Below are 14,702 nucleotides of genomic sequence, written 5' to 3' on the forward strand. Positions count from 1 at the left end.
AGGTAATAAATGAATATTCTATGTCCAGAACCACTGCAAAAAGGGGATATCGTAGGGCTTATTTCTCCCTCGAGTCCTATTACAGAAAAAGCAATAGAGGTGGGAGTTCATTTATTAAAGTCGAATGGATTTAATGTAAAGTATGCAAAGCATATGTTTGCATCAGAACGATTTTTAGCTGGTAAAGACCGTGACCGTGCACAAGATGTGATGGATTTCTTTATAGACTCAGAAGTGAAAGCAATTATTGCAACCCGAGGAGGACAAGGTTCACAACGACTTTTACCTTTCTTAGATTATGAATTGATTAAGAAAAACCCAAAACCATTATTCGGGTTTAGTGATACTACAGCGTTGCAACTAGGCCTGTTTAAAAACAGTGGCTTAGTAAGTTATACAGGGTTTACTTTGACCATTCATTTAAGTACCCAAGTTAAAAAAACATTACTTTCTTCTTTGTTAGGCCAAGAGTACACAATTCGCAAAGGAATAAAGGTTCATGGAGGCGTTAGCCGAGGTACTCTTCTTGGTGGCAATTTAACACTTATGACTAATTTAATGGGCACACCCTACATGCCTACTTTTAAAGGAAGTATTTTGTTGGTAGAAGATGTTGGCGTCGAGCCCTATAATATTGATGGCATGCTCTCTCAATTAGATTTAGCTGGAGTCTTTGATGAAGTTTCCGGCGTTATTTTTGGTACATTTGAACAATGTAAAAGTAAGAAGTCGAATCAGAGCGATGGTACGGTAGAAGATGTAATCAATGAATGGGCTTCTAAATTAAAAGTCCCTTGTATTAAAGAGTTTTCCTATGGACATGGTAAGCAAAATTGCATTCTTCCAATTGGCAAAGTAGTTACTTTAGATGCAGATACTACTTGCGTTACGATTCAAAATTAAAAATGAAGAAATAACCACTTGATAAAACTGATGAGAGCATTGGTTTAATAGAGGCATAAATGAATACACAAGAAATACCCAAAGAATATCAACACACTTCACCAGCAGGAGCTGAGGTTCGATTGCTGATGAATAATCATTTAGGTGGAATGGCTCACTGTACTTTGAAGGCAGGCACAATTTCCAAAGCAGTTCGTCATAAAACTGTATCTGAATTTTGGCATGTCCTTTCTGGTGAGGGTGCAATTTGGCGTAAGTTGAACGATGAAGAGAGCATTACCCCTTTAACTGCTGGAGTCAGCATCGATATTCCCTTGGGAACACATTTTCAATATCGAAGTGATGCAGCAGATTTGGTGTTTATTTGCGTTACTATGCCACCTTGGTCGGGCAGTGATGAGGCAAGTTATGTGGAGCATGGTGCCTGGCCTCCTACAGTGGAATACATTAAATGACTTTAAAATTATCGTTTTTAGAAAATCCAAACCCTGATGATGTTCAAATATTAACGAATGGGATTAAGGCGTACGCCAAACAAGCAAGGGGCTTCGAGTCCTTAGATTTCTTTGCATGCTTTATTCGTGATGCAGACAATAGCATTGTGGGTGGTTGTAGTGGTGGAACACTCTATGGAGGACTTCATGTCGATAATCTTTGGGTGAGTGAGTCCATCAGACATCAAGGATGGGGAACAAAGCTCATGCAAGAGGCATTGAAGTACGGTAATGAGAAAGGCTGTGCTTTTGCAACAGTTAACACTATGGATTGGGAAGCAATAGAATTTTATAAAAAATTAGGTTTCGAACTTGAATTTGAGCGGCATGGGTTTCAGAAAAACTCTGTTTTTTATTTTTTGCGTAAAGAATTTCAGGAAACAACAGACATCGGGCTCTTAAATGATGATTCAGCCTCGATCTTAAGTCAAAACCTAAAATCGCCTACATTAGAATCTGTAGTGAGCGAAGAGGTTGTTTCAATAAACAATACGCCTCATTTTAAGTGGGGACAAAATTGTGATGGATGGTGGTTAAAAAATGAGGGGCAGTTTAGTGTTATTTATGAAACGATGCCCGCAGGAAGTTGTGAGATAAAGCATTATCATCAGGAAACAGAACAATTTTTTTATTGTTTACAAGGACAATTGGTTATTGAGTTTGAAGAATATGAACAGGTGTTGCAGGAACAGGAAGGAATAAGTATAAAAGCAGGGGAAGCTCATCAAGTGAAAAACAGTTCCAAAAATTTAGTTTCTTTTTTGGTGATTTCATCTCCTAATCTATCCGGGGATAGAGTGAATCTGGAGTGCTAAAATGTCTATTGAGTTGATTATCCGCAAAGCAGTAATTGATGATGCTCAACATCTTCACCCTTTAATGGAACAATTAGGCTATCCGCAATCATCTGCTGAGTTACAAAGACGACTTGAGCTATTTACTAATGAACTGCATTACGGTGTTCTTCTTGCGGAAATTGCTGGAAAAGTTGTTGGTTGGATTGCTTGGTCTAAGAGTTATCTTTTTGTTTCCGAAACAACAAGATTTCATATTGAAGGCCTTGTGGTCGACCAAAGTTATCGTAATCAAGGAATAGGTAAAAAGCTTATGATTACTGTTGAGGAGTTTGCCAGGCAATTTAGTCCCTGTATCATTGATTTGACATCGGGACTTAGGCGAGCCAAAGAAGGCTCCCATGATTTTTACAAATCGCTTGGATATCAGAATGAAGGTCATATGGCGAAACTGTATTTAAGGAAAATGCTGTGAACATCAAAGAATTACACTCTGCTTTAAAAGTTGAGACAGCAACATTAGATGATTATCCTACCATCCAAAACATGGCACGATTTTATGTATATGAACTCTCGCGTGACTGTGGTTTTATTTCAGATGATTGGGCTTTGCCTTCCGATGGCCTGTATGAAAGCTTCGATTTTAAAAAATACTTTGAAGAGCCGACAAGAAAAGCCTTTCTGATTAAAGTTGGTAATGAATTAGCTGGTTTTGCTCTATTAAATCACGAAGGAGTTTACCCTGATACTGCATGGAATATGGGCGAGTTTTTTATTACTGCTAAGTTTCAAGGCAAAGGTTTAGGTTATTTAGTTTCCTCTGAATTATGGAAAATGCATCCAGGCTTATGGGAGGTTTCTGTGGTTCCAGAAAATAAGCGAGGGCTTAGTTTTTGGCGCAAAACTATTTCAAAAATTACAATGGGCAATTTCCAGGAAGAAATTAAAACAATCAATTATGATCCGCATCAACCACAACGAGTTATTTTTCGTTTTGATAGTACAGCACATGAATGCAGCAAGCCTTTAGAAAGCAAGAAAGAATATCAAATCCAATTTGTTGATGAACTTGATGAAGCTACGGAAAAACGAATGACAAATGGATTTATTGCCTATGAGGCTCAGCATGGTATTGACGTCAATTATCGACGTTTTTCAGTGACCATTTCTTCTGCCCATGGAGAAATTTTTGGTGCGCTTAATGCCTTTACTGCGTTTGCAGAAATTTATGTGGATGATATTTGGGTAGACAGTGCTTATCGTGGTAAAGGATATGGCAAACAGTTATTACTTGCTCTTGAACATCACTTCAAAGGTCAGGGCTTTAATAATATCAATTTGATGACCAGTGCTTTTCAAGCTCCAGAGTTTTATAAAAAGTGCGGTTTTATGCCGGAATTTACGAGAATCAATAAAAAAAATCCCAAGTTAAGCAAAACATTTTTTGTTAAATTTTTTAATGAAGAGTCAGAGAAACAAGGCATTCTTAAGGCGGCTCATAGTGAATAGAAGTCAACTAGAAACAATCTGTAAAAAATTAAAGATGAACCAACCTTTTGACTTGCCTCAAAGAGTCTATGGCGGTCTTTTGCATAAAATGTGGTATCTGAAGTGCAATGGCTCACAGTTTGCTGTAAAACAACTCGATAGCAGCATCCAATTGACTGAAGAAGTTAAATCCCAATATGAATTGACAGAAGAGATAGCTTTCCAATTTTCCCAGCGTACTATTCCCGCAGTTCATGCTCTAAAATTAGAAAATAATTACTTAATCCTTTCAGAAGATGAGGCCTTTCTTGTTTATCCTTGGATAACAGCAAAAGCATTGGATAAAGACGCTATATCTGAGATGCATGCGCTTAAAATAGCCACTCTTTTGGCTAAAATTCATCGTATTAATCTTAATGTTTCCCAGCTAAGTGCTCAAGAATTTGATATTCATCCCAATGAAAAAATTAGTGTGTTAATAGACCAGTCAGCAAGCAAAAATTTGGTGTTTAAGAAGCAATTAAAAAGTAATCAACGAGTTATAATTGAGCTTAACGATATCTATCAAAAAGCAATACCTATTCTACAAAGTAGTAGTGTAGTAAGCCATGGTGATTTGGATCAAAAAAATGTTTTATGGGATAAAAATGATACTCCATTTCTCATTGATTGGGAGTCTGCGCGAAAACTTAATCCCACTTATGAAATAGTCAATTGTGCTCTTGATTGGAGTGGAATTACTACTCCGCTGTTTAATAAAACTTTATTTATAAAAATGCTAAAAACATATGCATCTTCTGGAATAACAATAAATCAGGATCATTTAGAAGCTGCTTTTTATGGTGTTCTTGGCAATTGGATCAATTGGCTAGTATATAATATAAACCGTTCTTTTAATTCTGATAAAGAGCAGCAGGACATTGGTATAGAGCAGGTTCTTCAGGTTTTACCTACTATTATTCAAGTCAAGGCGAGTATTCCAGAATTAACTCAATTAGTAACACATGAATTAGGAATAACCTTTTAACTTTCGCCAACTTTGATTACCATACCGCACGAAAGTAACTTAAGTTTCAAGGAATGCTTCATGACGAACATCAACAATAATAAAGCTGCATTAGTGACCGGAGCCAGCCATGGAGTTGGTCTTGAACTTGCTAAAATTCTTTTAGGTGACGGCTGGGCTGTCTATGGAACAGGGCGGGATGTGAGCAGCTTAGAGGATACTAAAGCGCTATATCCTCGTTTTGTGCCCATTCAATCGGATTTTATTCGCAATAGTGATATCGAACAGGTTGCTAAAATTATTAATGATTCTGGAATACCGCTTCATCTTTTAGTTCAAAATGCAGGAATGAAAAGTCCTCCACGTCCGTTGACCGAATACGATTGTGACAGTATTGACGAAGTTTTTCAGGTTAATTTATTAGCTCCAATGAAACTTACGGCACTACTTGCCGCGCAGATGCCTGAGAAGTCTCGGATTTTATTTGTTACATCAAGAGCAGCTACTCTGAAACTTAAAGAAAGTTCAACATACTGTGCCAGCAAAGCGGGTTTGGATGAAGTAACTGCTATTGTGAGAAAAGAGCTAGCAGAGAAAAATATTGGTGTGTCTTGTGTTATTCCAGGGGAAGTGGATACAAGAATTCAAAAAATTTTAAGAGAAACAACTTCATTTCATTTACATAAAATGTTTGATGAGGCTTATCAGTCTGGTCAATTAATAAGTCCGGAAACTTGCGCAGAATTCCTTAAATGGTTTCTTTGCGACTTATCTTTTGATAAATTTAAGCAAAGCAATATGCCCGTTTCCATCTATGAAGAGTGGCATCATTCATTCTGGCTTAGAGATAGGAATCAGCTACCTCCTTTTCCTTTCTAATTTATTTATGAATTTTTATGATTAGTTCCAATAAAAATTCAACTCTGGAGAACAGATGCTTCGTTTCTTCTGTTCCTTTTTCAAGGCATACTCTCTTATGGGGGATATGCCCCACTCTTTCTACAATTGTTTTCTAAAATAGATCCGATCATGTCCTTCTAAATAATTTTTAATTGTCCCTATGTGCTGATAACCTTGTTTTAAATAAAATCCTTCTGCTTGAAAAGAAAAAGTATCTAATGTTGATGCAGGAATACCTCGCTTAATTGCTTCGGCTTCAACGCTGCGTAATAGTTCAGCACCGATACCAAGGCCACGGTATTCTTCCTTAACCCAGAGGACATCAACGTATATTGAGCTTTTATGAGCATACACAATAGCTCCGCCAATAATATTACCCCCGTTATCTTTCCCATAGATTGAGTAACGCTCTGGTTTGGTTTCTGTAAAAGGAGCATTAAAATTTACTATCCCATCACGAACAATTTTATCTTGCTGTTCTAGTAGATTGGTGTCTATAACAAGCTCTAGTTGGTAATTCATTTGCGATTGATTCATGAGTTATATCTTCTAAAATTAGCTTGAATACAATAAATCATTGACCACTTCCATAGTAATTTCGGGTAGTTTTTGTGTTTGATCAATACACTCTTGGATGGTTATAACCGCTTTTCTAATTTCATTGGGTAACATCTTAGATGGTGCATTGTCGCCTGGCCAAGAAGCATCTCGAGTAGCTTTATCGGGCCAACGAGAATAAGCAAGCCACATACCATCGTTAGTTTTATGCAGGCAAGAACCTAAGGCACCGCGATATTGCACAAAATAGGAAGCAACCTGATGCCAAGCCTTTTGATACTCCATCTCAAGTCCAGGCTTAATAAAGGCTCGGTAAATAACAGCAAAACATTTTTTTGAAAGCTGCTTAAATTGTTCAAGTGCCTCTTCAGCTGTTAAATCTTGTGCACCCAAAACATCCTCCGCTTTGAATATATTTATACCTTTGGGAATTGAAAATTGGGAAGTAAAATACATCTGATCAAGGCCTATTCCAAAAGCACAATGTTTATAGCCTAGAACACGAAAGTAATTAATTGGTTGATGATTTTCATTAGCCAAGACATATTTTCTGAATTTTGGATTATAAAATCCATAAGTCATGTAGTAATGAATACCTTGGCTTTCAAGATCTTGAATGATTTGCACCAAATTCTGGTGCAGTTTTTCAGGCGAATAAAGTTCAATATACATCCCAGCTTTTTCAAGCGTCGAATGTTCATTCTCTGGATAAGGAGGATTCAGCGCCACAAAATCACCAGGTGACGCAATCGAAATCACTTCCATAAAATCCCCGCTTTTGAAGGTAACCCGATTAGCATTGAGTAGAATAGATACTCGGTCAATTTCACTTAAAAACATTTCCAAAGACAAGTTCGCTTTCTCAAGAAATCTATCAGCCTTTTTTTCTTCAAATAGTTCACCTTCACGGTAGATAATGTTTAATTCCTTATCATAAAAAAGGATTCCACCCCATGAATGATTAATGATAAAAGGGAGCAGTAATGCTTTTTCTTCATCAGTTATTTGGTTGTAATTCCCAATCACTTCAAGGAAAAAATCTTTTTTTGATAATGAGGCATCATATTTTTCTACTAATGCTGTATAGGGCTCTTTGATTAGATCTGGTTTGTCTTTAATTAATTGAAGTGTATTAATAAGAATTTTATTGCTGTCATTGATGATATATTCCTCTGCAAGACCGATCTCCATTGCGGCCATACTCCAGGAAGCAGACCCTGCAAAAGGTTCGATTGCTTTCTTGTATTTTTGACCATTATTATTTGCCAATAATACAGAGAGATGCTCATTCAACCAGCTAGTATCAGGGGACATATGCCCTGTCAAATCTGGAAGAGTAAGGTACCTATTTCCGAGATAATGGAGAGGCCCACCATGATTTTGAGTTAATTGAATAGAACGTGGATTCATAATGGTCACTATGTGGTAAATTTATTTATAAAGCTGCACATCTTAACATGAAATAATAAATTTTTTATTCTATTGAGCAAGCATATCTTATTTTTTAATTATTGATGTGGCTCATTATTGTGATATTAAAACATACTATTTGAATTAGCTGATTTTACCGGAATATCTTGTATTGCGTCCCAATGCTCTATGATTTTCCCGTCTTCTAATTTGAATAAATCAAAAATAGCTCTACCCCGAGTGCCAGGCTCACGAATAGAATGTACATAAAGAATAACATAGTCCCCATCAGTAAAAATTTTTTTAATTTCACTATGAGAATTAGGATAATATTCAATTAAATATTGAATAAATGCTTTTAAACCTTCAGGTCCATCAGCGGCAGCAGGATTATGTTGTTTATAATTTGTTCCCAGGTACTTTGATGCTGCTTCAAAATTTTTTTGATTAATTGCTTTATTATAAAACTCAGTAACTATTTGTTTATTCATTTTTTGTTGCTCATCAATAAATGCATAACTATTGTTAATAATTGATAGAAACAAACTTATAGCAAAGATTTTTTGATTTATTAATAATCATAAAACACCAATGGTTATTTATTCTCAGGGTTTATCTTGAGATAGCCATCAAAAAATTCGGGTAAATCTTTCAATGCTTGTGCTCTTGCTGCTTCATTAAAACCAATATGATAATGTTCTCCTTTTTCGTCAATAACTTCTTTTGAAACTGGGAACTCAAAGTTATCAAATCCATGCAATGCATTTTCATAAATTTGGATGGAAACATTTTGATTGCTACCAGTACTTTGGTCGACTAACTGAATGCAATCTTGGGTTGTTGCACGATCATCATGTTCCCCAATAAATAGTTTGGTGATTGCCCTTAGTTTTGTTCCTTCTTCAAGTCGATGACATACGCCATAAAAAGAAGCCGCTGCTTTAAAAGAGAGCTTTTGGTAAGGTTTCGGATCTTGTTGTGATAACGCCATGATTTTCAATACATCAAAACCTCCCATAGAAAATCCCAAAAGTCCTATTCGGTCAGGATCAACAGAAGGAAGCTGCTTAAGATATTCATAGGCAGGAACGATATCATCAAGTTGTGCTTGTGTTGCTCTTTCCCAGCCTACTGAGCGACGATCTTCCCAACCTCTGGGTTTAAAACTGTCTATTATATAGACTACGTATCCATGCTCTTTTAATCGGGTGGCCCAATCATAATTCACTTTTTCGATACCGGTACTCGCATGCAATAATAAAATAGCAGGGGATCTCATCGTTGCATCAGGAATATAAAGACTGTGATGTGGATCATTAGGATCAAAGACATAATCTTCATTATGTGCTAGTACTTCAGTACACACTAATAAAATAAATAACATAAAAAGCATCTTGGGATGGAAAAACATAATTTTAATTCCTTAGTTTTAAACAGTTAGCTTTAGACTGGATGCCTCATTATTTTCTAGCTTTTCCATGTGTTCTTTTAGATTGCAAATTTCATCAAAACGAGCACCTTCATGAATTCGAGTGAGGGCAGCCGCTTCTTTTTCCTTAATCTCTTCTGCTTTATTAATAGCATTAACTGCTTCTTCTTTATTCATGACAATAATGCCGTCTTCGTCAGCAAATATCAGCTCACCAGGATTTACCTCAACAGAACCACAATTGATTGGTTTTCTTATACTGCCAATTTTATTTTTACTTCCTGATTTGGCGCATTGTCCCTTAGCAAGAAAAGGGATATTTGTTGTTCTGATTTCAGAAACATCTCGACAATTTCCATCAGTAATAATGCCACCAAAACCCTTCGTTTTTGCTACATCTGCACACATGCCACCTGCTACAGCAAGCTTGGTGCCGCAGGAAGCGATAACCAATAAAATGGGAACTCGGTCATCAGAACAACCAAGGGCAAGCATAAAATCAGGCAAGTCATCCAATGCTTGCATTGTAGATAAAGAATCTTGAGCCGAGTTAACTGTATAAGCTCTTCCTACAATTCTTGTTTGTGGCGATGTGTTAAAAGAATGAATATCTGAATCCATGAGACGCACACCGGGTAAAGCATCACAGATTAAGGGCGTTGTCAGTTGAGATAATCGCTTACATATTTCAATATAGCTATGTTCGATCTTTAGTTTCATAATAATCCTTAATATATCGATTCAGTTCTATCCAATTTGTATGAGGTTTTAGGGATAAAATAGGTGAAAATCTCCCTCATTTAATAAAGTTGTTATTTGTTGATAATCTAAAGTATTTGCTGTTTGAGAAGCATTTTGGAATTTCAATCCGATGACGGATGCCATTGCTGACCAGGAGGTGGGTTTAAAATTGTACTGTGTAACATAGCCTTTCTCATAAAGGTTTGTTGTTACAAAATAATCATAACCTCGAGCAATATTATCAGGTTTCCAAAGTATTTCTTCTCCAGGTGCTGGGGTAAGGATAATTTGGTTTGCTTCTGCTATTTCTTTTTCAAGATTGTAATTATCAATACCATAGGTAGATAATAATATTTGTATTTGATATTGCTTGAGCAATTCCTGAGTCAAGCTTTTGAGTTTATCTTTCTGGGATTCGGTGTCTAGATAAACAATATCGGGATCATAAACTTGATTGTCAATTAAAAGTCCACCGCTTTTGATAACAGTACTTTTCCAATATTCATATCCTCTTAGCATTTCACGACCTTTAGAACCATCCTTCCCTGTCAATGGTAAAGCAACTCCCATGCGCAGTTTTTTGTGTGTTCTTTGGGTAAACTCAGGGATGAATGCTAAACCATTTGGTCCAGCATGGGTTGGAATAGAGATGAGTTCAAAATTATGCAAATCTATTTTAGATAAATGCTTGTCTGTTGCATTAGATACATAAGCATATTGACCCTCTGGGTCCATTAAAACGTTAATCGGATTTAATCCGGTGACTAATCGTTTTATCACTTGGCCTGAATGAACATCAATCACTGCAACTTGGTGATCAAAGGGCGCCGGTGCTAATACATAGTTTTGATCAGGAGTAATATCTGAGTAAAGAATCGGTCCTAGATTCAAATTAGTGAATTGTTTTTTAATGGCGAGGGTATCGGGATCAATAAAGACGATCTGATTGACAGCTGATACCATCAAGGAACGATGATCTGGCGTATATTTTAAACCCCGTACAGCTGAGGGCAATGTGAGGTTTCCAGTAATTATTCCTGAATCAGGATCGATTCGAATGACGCCATCTTTACCCGCCATTAACCACAAGGTTTTTCCATCATTAGAAAAAAACAGATTATGTGTATTAGGACTGACCGCAATTTTTTTGACGATGGTTTTGGTATCAACATCAAAGACGAGAATCTTACCGCCTTTTTCCACATTCACAAAAAGTTGTTTTTCAAAAGGAGGTCGTAACTTAACACCATGAGGCGCACTATCGATGTCTGCATAGTCTTTGTTCTCTAGTGATTCAAAAGTAAATAGCCGATATTTCTCGACTTGATTTAATAAATCGATAACAGAAATGGACACACCAGGTATACCAGAGCCACTGTCGTAGTCTCTAATGCCGAAATTGCTGACAAAAGCTGTTTTCCCATCTTTTGTAACAGCAATCTCATGAGGGAGGAAGGCAAGTTTCAGGCTACCTTTTCTTGCACCTGTATCGGGATTATAGAAACTGATACGATCGGCATTTTCTTCAACAACAGCTAACGTGGTGTTGATAGAAGAGGAATAAGTGAGGCCATTGAAAATCGATAGAGCAATAAATAGGCTGCTAACTTTTTTGAACATCATTAAATCCCTTTATAAACACAAAAAGTGCCGCCATGATAGTAAGGGGATACGATATTGTCAATATATATAGGCGCCTATATAATAGCGCAAAAAGGAACTATCCATGACATTTAATTTGAATGAACATACTGGTGTCTTGATTAAAAAGGCAGCTCGCTTGTTTGAACGTGTTTCAAATCTCAACCTTGAAGAACTTGGTGTGACCTATAGTCAGACTATTTTTCTGGTTCGCTTGTGGGAGCGGGACGGCCAAACGCAAATGGAACTCACAAAAAGTGCGGGACTGAAACAACCTACCGTAGTAGGTATACTTGATAAGATGGAAAGAGACCAGCTTATCACACGTGTTCGAAGTGAACAGGACAAACGTTGCTATCATTTTTTTCTTACTGAAAAAGCGAAACATGCTTGTCGCGAATTAGAAAAGCAGGGGATATTGATGCAGAATTTGTCTGCTGGTAATTTACCCAATAAAGAAGTTAGCAAGTTAAATGAGAATCTATTATCAATTATAGAAAACCTAGAGCGTTTTATTGAAAACATTCAGGGGTAGACTTATGGCCTCATGTTCAGTCACCTGAAATGTAGAAGCAAATTGATCCATCACCAAATCTACATCACGATAAACCATAAATGAAGAATGTGGTGTAGGAACAGGATGATTGTAATTTGCTACAGGCCCTATACAAACTAGATTTTCATGTACCTTTCCGTATGTATCGATCACTTGATAATGATCCGTTAAATGGATGCCACCATAAGGCTTAGTGCTTATTAATCCGGTTTGTGCCAACTTGTCTAATAACATGGGCTTGACACTATTGGGATCTGGTTTGTAACGATATCCAGTTGCATCAATAAGAGTTGCAGCATGCAAGACTTCGCCTGATGTAAATAATAATTGGAACCTGTGATTTACTTCATCATAGCTTACAGAAGCCAAGCTATGATGCTCAATAATTCTATTTTTCTCATAGAGATGGAGCATGATTCTAGCATTCACTGGTGTGATACCAGTCAAATAAGCCATTAAAAGAGAATAGAAGTATTTTAGAAATTGTTCTTTGCCTTCAACATTCAAGCTTTGCCACATGTGAGTATAACAACCACTAAAATAAAAAGTTTTAATAAATGCTCGTAGCTCATCAATATTACCCAGTATGGGATTGTTTTCTGGCAGATGATCAAATTTATTCATTTGATAACGTAAAGTCTCAAGAGCACCAGGGGAATGGGTAGGAGCAACAGGATTTTTAGCATCATTTTGATAAGCATTCCAAAATAATGTTTTTGCTTCGAAAAAGGTTAAACTGTCAGGAAAGCGTTTTTGCAGACTATTTGATAATTCCTGTTGTTTTGTAGTGTCACAACCATCTGTATTGCCTTTGGTTGTTAATATATTAGGATTTCGCGTGACACTGTGTATTTTTCCTGAGTACTGCTTTTTCATAGTTAACCAAAGTGCGGCATCAACAAATGCTGCCTGACCACCAATGATATAAACATCATCTGCTAAATCCCATGCATCTGGATTTCCTGTTGTGTTTTCAAAACGGAGAAAACCTGGTTGATTCTCGACAGTATGAAAAAAAGGATTTGTTAAATGTCCAGTTGTTATAAAAAGTCTATCAGCGATATAATTTTGATCCATGCATGCTATCTGATAATTCCCTTCTTTTAGTGGACAAATATCTGAGATTGGCAAAAAAATTTCTTTGACTGTTATCCCTAGTGATTTAACCAGTGTTTTATGTTTTTCATATTGAGCGCGTAAATAATGACCCACTAAAGCACGAGGAATATATTGTTTGTCTCTATGTGGATAATGATCTTGGAGCAACTCTGGATTAGCATCTATCCATTCTGTTAGGCTATCTGTAGTAGAAGTAAATTTGAAACCATCAGCTGGATTATTTAAAGTCCAGAATTCTGGGCTATCAACAGAATAAGCAAAGCCTGTAGCAAAGTATTGTGGATTTTGTTCAAAGATTAAGATAGTAATGTCATCGTCAGAATATTTCATTGTTGCAAGCAGGTGACTTAAACGACAAAAAATAGCATTTCCGCAGAGTCCCATTCCCGCGATAGCAATTACTTTTGGCATTATATCAAGACAATTGTTGGATCAGAGGAAAATTCTAGGGTTTAACCTCGATACTGTCAATTTGTAGATTTCTTATCTTTAAATGACAACAGATTGATCGATCCACATCCTTAATTTAGAGCTAAATCGTCCCTGACGGCAAAGAGTTTTGACGGCCTTTGTAGTGATGCTTTTAATTAAGCGGTATTCCCCCAGTACTGCATGTATAGTCCAACATTGGTTAATAATTGTATAGTCTATTATTCTTCAGTTTCACTGGTGTAAAATTGAAAGTGTCTTTTAAATAGGAGTCCTTAATGCAGGATGCAATAACGATTGAGAACAATTGGCGCTCTCGTGGCTTTAGTTTTGAGCTTTGGGAAGATCCCCCAGGTCAAATTTGGAAGGATTTTAAGCATGAAACGGATGAGTTATTCATGTTGCTTGAAGGTGAAGTCATTTTAACCGTGGGCAATAAAACGTTAAAACCTGCTATTGGAGGTATTGATTTCAGGAGGAGTAGATCATACGGTTCAAACCAGTTCCACCACAGGAAGTCCTTGGTATTATGGTTACAAAATAAGAAGGTAAGGGAATGACACAAAAGAAAATATCACTAGAAAATGATGCTGTTCTGCAATTCATTGTTGATGAATTAATATCTTTACATCATTGCCATACAATTATTTTATATGGCTCGCGCGCACGAGGAGACTTCACAGTAACCAGTGATTATGATTGCAGGGATTAGGGAAAAAGGAGATAAGCAACGAATTGCACGCTTTGATGAAGCACATCAAGTTTATCATGATATTTTTGTTTATCCCGAGAATGCTTTTGATTCAATTTCTGATGAACATTTATGTATGTCAGATGGCATCGTTGTTCTTGAAAAAGCTCATTTTGGCACAGAGTTATTAAAAAAACTCTCTGCTTTTTTAATATTGCCTGAGTCCCTCCCTCCTGATGAAATTACAGCACGTAGAGTGTGGTATCAAAAAATGCTGGCAAGGGCGTATACTAGAGATTTAGAAGGAAAATATCGCCATATTTGGTCAATCTTCACAATTCTAGAGGATTATTTTGTATTCAAAGAATTGCGTTATCAAGGTCCAAAAAAGCATTCAAGTATTTAGAAACACACGATCCAGAGACTTTATCATTATTTGATGAGGCCATAACGAATATCGATAATTTGGATGCCTTAAATAGGCTAATTACAAGAGTTATAAAGATAGACAAAACGTAGGATAATTATGCCAGAATTAGATAT

18 protein-coding genes are annotated in these 14,702 nt (G+C 36.6%); 11 read left to right on the forward strand and 7 right to left on the reverse strand.

The features are described 5' to 3' along the window. Positions 1 to 9 precede the first annotated feature (9 nt). From ACWTEW_RS23280 to ACWTEW_RS23310, 7 genes are read left to right on the forward strand one after another with little or no spacing between them, the layout of a single operon-like run. Positions 10 to 903 (forward strand): S66 peptidase family protein, encoded by an 894-nt coding sequence (locus tag ACWTEW_RS23280; RefSeq protein WP_454783434.1) that lies wholly within the window; start codon positions 10 to 12, stop codon positions 901 to 903. Between the two features lie 59 nt (positions 904 to 962). Continuing rightward, positions 963 to 1,358 (forward strand): cupin domain-containing protein, encoded by a 396-nt coding sequence (locus ACWTEW_RS23285; RefSeq protein ID WP_021460598.1) that lies wholly within the window; start codon positions 963 to 965, stop codon positions 1,356 to 1,358. Next, a complete protein-coding gene (locus ACWTEW_RS23290; RefSeq protein ID WP_454783435.1) occupies positions 1,355 to 2,212 on the forward strand; it encodes a GNAT family N-acetyltransferase in 858 nt (285 codons plus the stop codon). The genes ACWTEW_RS23285 and ACWTEW_RS23290 overlap by 4 nt, the downstream gene beginning before the upstream one ends. Before the next feature lies 1 nt (position 2,213). Continuing rightward, positions 2,214 to 2,666: a GNAT family N-acetyltransferase gene (locus ACWTEW_RS23295; RefSeq protein WP_454783436.1), complete on the forward strand. Its 453-nt coding sequence runs from the start codon at positions 2,214 to 2,216 to the stop codon at positions 2,664 to 2,666. Beyond that, positions 2,663 to 3,700, forward strand: coding sequence for a GNAT family N-acetyltransferase (locus ACWTEW_RS23300; RefSeq protein WP_454783437.1), 1,038 nt, complete (start codon positions 2,663 to 2,665; stop codon positions 3,698 to 3,700). The genes ACWTEW_RS23295 and ACWTEW_RS23300 overlap by 4 nt, the downstream gene beginning before the upstream one ends. Next, a complete protein-coding gene (locus tag ACWTEW_RS23305) occupies positions 3,693 to 4,706 on the forward strand; it encodes an aminoglycoside phosphotransferase family protein (RefSeq protein WP_454783438.1) in 1,014 nt (337 codons plus the stop codon). The genes ACWTEW_RS23300 and ACWTEW_RS23305 overlap by 8 nt, the downstream gene beginning before the upstream one ends. A gap of 60 nt (positions 4,707 to 4,766) precedes the next feature. After that, positions 4,767 to 5,564: an SDR family oxidoreductase gene (locus ACWTEW_RS23310; protein ID WP_454783439.1), complete on the forward strand. Its 798-nt coding sequence runs from the start codon at positions 4,767 to 4,769 to the stop codon at positions 5,562 to 5,564. A gap of 120 nt (positions 5,565 to 5,684) precedes the next feature. Here ACWTEW_RS23310 and ACWTEW_RS23315 read toward each other — a convergent pair whose 3' ends face one another. The 6 genes from ACWTEW_RS23315 to ACWTEW_RS23340 form a co-directional block, all read right to left on the reverse strand. Continuing rightward, positions 5,685 to 6,122 (reverse strand): GNAT family N-acetyltransferase, encoded by a 438-nt coding sequence (locus ACWTEW_RS23315; protein ID WP_454783440.1) that lies wholly within the window; start codon positions 6,120 to 6,122, stop codon positions 5,685 to 5,687. A gap of 18 nt (positions 6,123 to 6,140) precedes the next feature. Then, on the reverse strand, positions 6,141 to 7,553 hold the full coding sequence (locus tag ACWTEW_RS23320) for a DNA adenine methylase (protein ID WP_454783441.1): 1,413 nt from the start codon (positions 7,551 to 7,553) through the stop codon (positions 6,141 to 6,143). A gap of 125 nt (positions 7,554 to 7,678) precedes the next feature. Next, positions 7,679 to 8,044 carry a nuclear transport factor 2 family protein gene (locus tag ACWTEW_RS23325; RefSeq protein ID WP_454783442.1) on the reverse strand — a complete coding sequence of 122 codons (366 nt, stop codon included), beginning with the start codon at positions 8,042 to 8,044 and terminating at the stop codon, positions 7,679 to 7,681. Positions 8,045 to 8,148: 104 nt separating this feature from the next. Continuing rightward, positions 8,149 to 8,964 carry a dienelactone hydrolase family protein gene (locus ACWTEW_RS23330; RefSeq protein ID WP_454783443.1) on the reverse strand — a complete coding sequence of 272 codons (816 nt, stop codon included), beginning with the start codon at positions 8,962 to 8,964 and terminating at the stop codon, positions 8,149 to 8,151. 18 nt (positions 8,965 to 8,982) lie between these two features. Then, entirely contained in the window at positions 8,983 to 9,702 is a 720-nt protein-coding gene (locus tag ACWTEW_RS23335) for an RraA family protein (RefSeq protein WP_454783444.1), read from the reverse strand. Positions 9,703 to 9,750: 48 nt separating this feature from the next. Beyond that, positions 9,751 to 11,346: a YncE family protein gene (locus tag ACWTEW_RS23340; protein ID WP_454783445.1), complete on the reverse strand. Its 1,596-nt coding sequence runs from the start codon at positions 11,344 to 11,346 to the stop codon at positions 9,751 to 9,753. Positions 11,347 to 11,449: 103 nt separating this feature from the next. Between ACWTEW_RS23340 and ACWTEW_RS23345 the strand changes: the two genes are divergently transcribed. After that, positions 11,450 to 11,899 carry a MarR family winged helix-turn-helix transcriptional regulator gene (locus tag ACWTEW_RS23345; RefSeq protein ID WP_454783446.1) on the forward strand — a complete coding sequence of 150 codons (450 nt, stop codon included), beginning with the start codon at positions 11,450 to 11,452 and terminating at the stop codon, positions 11,897 to 11,899. Here the strand turns inward: ACWTEW_RS23345 and ACWTEW_RS23350 are convergent. Next, positions 11,867 to 13,450, reverse strand: a complete 1,584-nt coding sequence (locus tag ACWTEW_RS23350) for an FAD/NAD(P)-binding protein (protein ID WP_454783447.1) — start codon at positions 13,448 to 13,450, stop codon at positions 11,867 to 11,869. The genes ACWTEW_RS23345 and ACWTEW_RS23350 overlap by 33 nt on opposite strands. A gap of 296 nt (positions 13,451 to 13,746) precedes the next feature. On the opposite strand from ACWTEW_RS23350, the gene ACWTEW_RS23355 reads away from it, so the two are divergent. From ACWTEW_RS23355 to ACWTEW_RS23365, 3 genes are read left to right on the forward strand one after another with little or no spacing between them, the layout of a single operon-like run. Continuing rightward, a complete protein-coding gene (locus tag ACWTEW_RS23355) occupies positions 13,747 to 14,028 on the forward strand; it encodes a cupin domain-containing protein (protein ID WP_021460548.1) in 282 nt (93 codons plus the stop codon). Further along, on the forward strand, positions 14,025 to 14,180 hold the full coding sequence (locus ACWTEW_RS23360; RefSeq protein ID WP_021460547.1) for a nucleotidyltransferase domain-containing protein: 156 nt from the start codon (positions 14,025 to 14,027) through the stop codon (positions 14,178 to 14,180). Before ACWTEW_RS23355 ends, ACWTEW_RS23360 begins: the two co-directional genes overlap by 4 nt. After that, entirely contained in the window at positions 14,164 to 14,565 is a 402-nt protein-coding gene (locus ACWTEW_RS23365; RefSeq protein WP_021582646.1) for a hypothetical protein, read from the forward strand. The genes ACWTEW_RS23360 and ACWTEW_RS23365 overlap by 17 nt, the downstream gene beginning before the upstream one ends. Positions 14,566 to 14,702: the final 137 nt, after the last annotated feature.

The organism is Legionella stuttgartensis (assembly GCF_977063405.2).

What these genes read in the sequence shown, in the direction of transcription:
- ACWTEW_RS23280 (WP_454783434.1), top strand. Translation starts at nt 10, where the DNA reads ATGAATATTCTATGTCCAGAACCACTGCAAAAAGGGGATATCGTAGGG.
- ACWTEW_RS23285 (WP_021460598.1), top strand. Translation starts at nt 963, where the DNA reads ATGAATACACAAGAAATACCCAAAGAATATCAACACACTTCACCAGCA.
- ACWTEW_RS23290 (WP_454783435.1), top strand. Translation starts at nt 1,355, where the DNA reads ATGACTTTAAAATTATCGTTTTTAGAAAATCCAAACCCTGATGATGTT.
- ACWTEW_RS23295 (WP_454783436.1), top strand. Translation starts at nt 2,214, where the DNA reads ATGTCTATTGAGTTGATTATCCGCAAAGCAGTAATTGATGATGCTCAA.
- ACWTEW_RS23310 (WP_454783439.1), top strand. Translation starts at nt 4,767, where the DNA reads ATGACGAACATCAACAATAATAAAGCTGCATTAGTGACCGGAGCCAGC.
- ACWTEW_RS23315 (WP_454783440.1), bottom strand. Translation starts at nt 6,122, where the DNA reads ATGAATCAATCGCAAATGAATTACCAACTAGAGCTTGTTATAGACACC.
- ACWTEW_RS23320 (WP_454783441.1), bottom strand. Translation starts at nt 7,553, where the DNA reads ATGAATCCACGTTCTATTCAATTAACTCAAAATCATGGTGGGCCTCTC.
- ACWTEW_RS23325 (WP_454783442.1), bottom strand. Translation starts at nt 8,044, where the DNA reads ATGAATAAACAAATAGTTACTGAGTTTTATAATAAAGCAATTAATCAA.
- ACWTEW_RS23330 (WP_454783443.1), bottom strand. Translation starts at nt 8,964, where the DNA reads ATGTTTTTCCATCCCAAGATGCTTTTTATGTTATTTATTTTATTAGTG.
- ACWTEW_RS23335 (WP_454783444.1), bottom strand. Translation starts at nt 9,702, where the DNA reads ATGAAACTAAAGATCGAACATAGCTATATTGAAATATGTAAGCGATTA.
- ACWTEW_RS23340 (WP_454783445.1), bottom strand. Translation starts at nt 11,346, where the DNA reads ATGATGTTCAAAAAAGTTAGCAGCCTATTTATTGCTCTATCGATTTTC.
- ACWTEW_RS23345 (WP_454783446.1), top strand. Translation starts at nt 11,450, where the DNA reads ATGACATTTAATTTGAATGAACATACTGGTGTCTTGATTAAAAAGGCA.
- ACWTEW_RS23350 (WP_454783447.1), bottom strand. Translation starts at nt 13,450, where the DNA reads ATGCCAAAAGTAATTGCTATCGCGGGAATGGGACTCTGCGGAAATGCT.
- ACWTEW_RS23355 (WP_021460548.1), top strand. Translation starts at nt 13,747, where the DNA reads ATGCAGGATGCAATAACGATTGAGAACAATTGGCGCTCTCGTGGCTTT.
- ACWTEW_RS23360 (WP_021460547.1), top strand. Translation starts at nt 14,025, where the DNA reads ATGACACAAAAGAAAATATCACTAGAAAATGATGCTGTTCTGCAATTC.
- ACWTEW_RS23365 (WP_021582646.1), top strand. Translation starts at nt 14,164, where the DNA reads ATGATTGCAGGGATTAGGGAAAAAGGAGATAAGCAACGAATTGCACGC.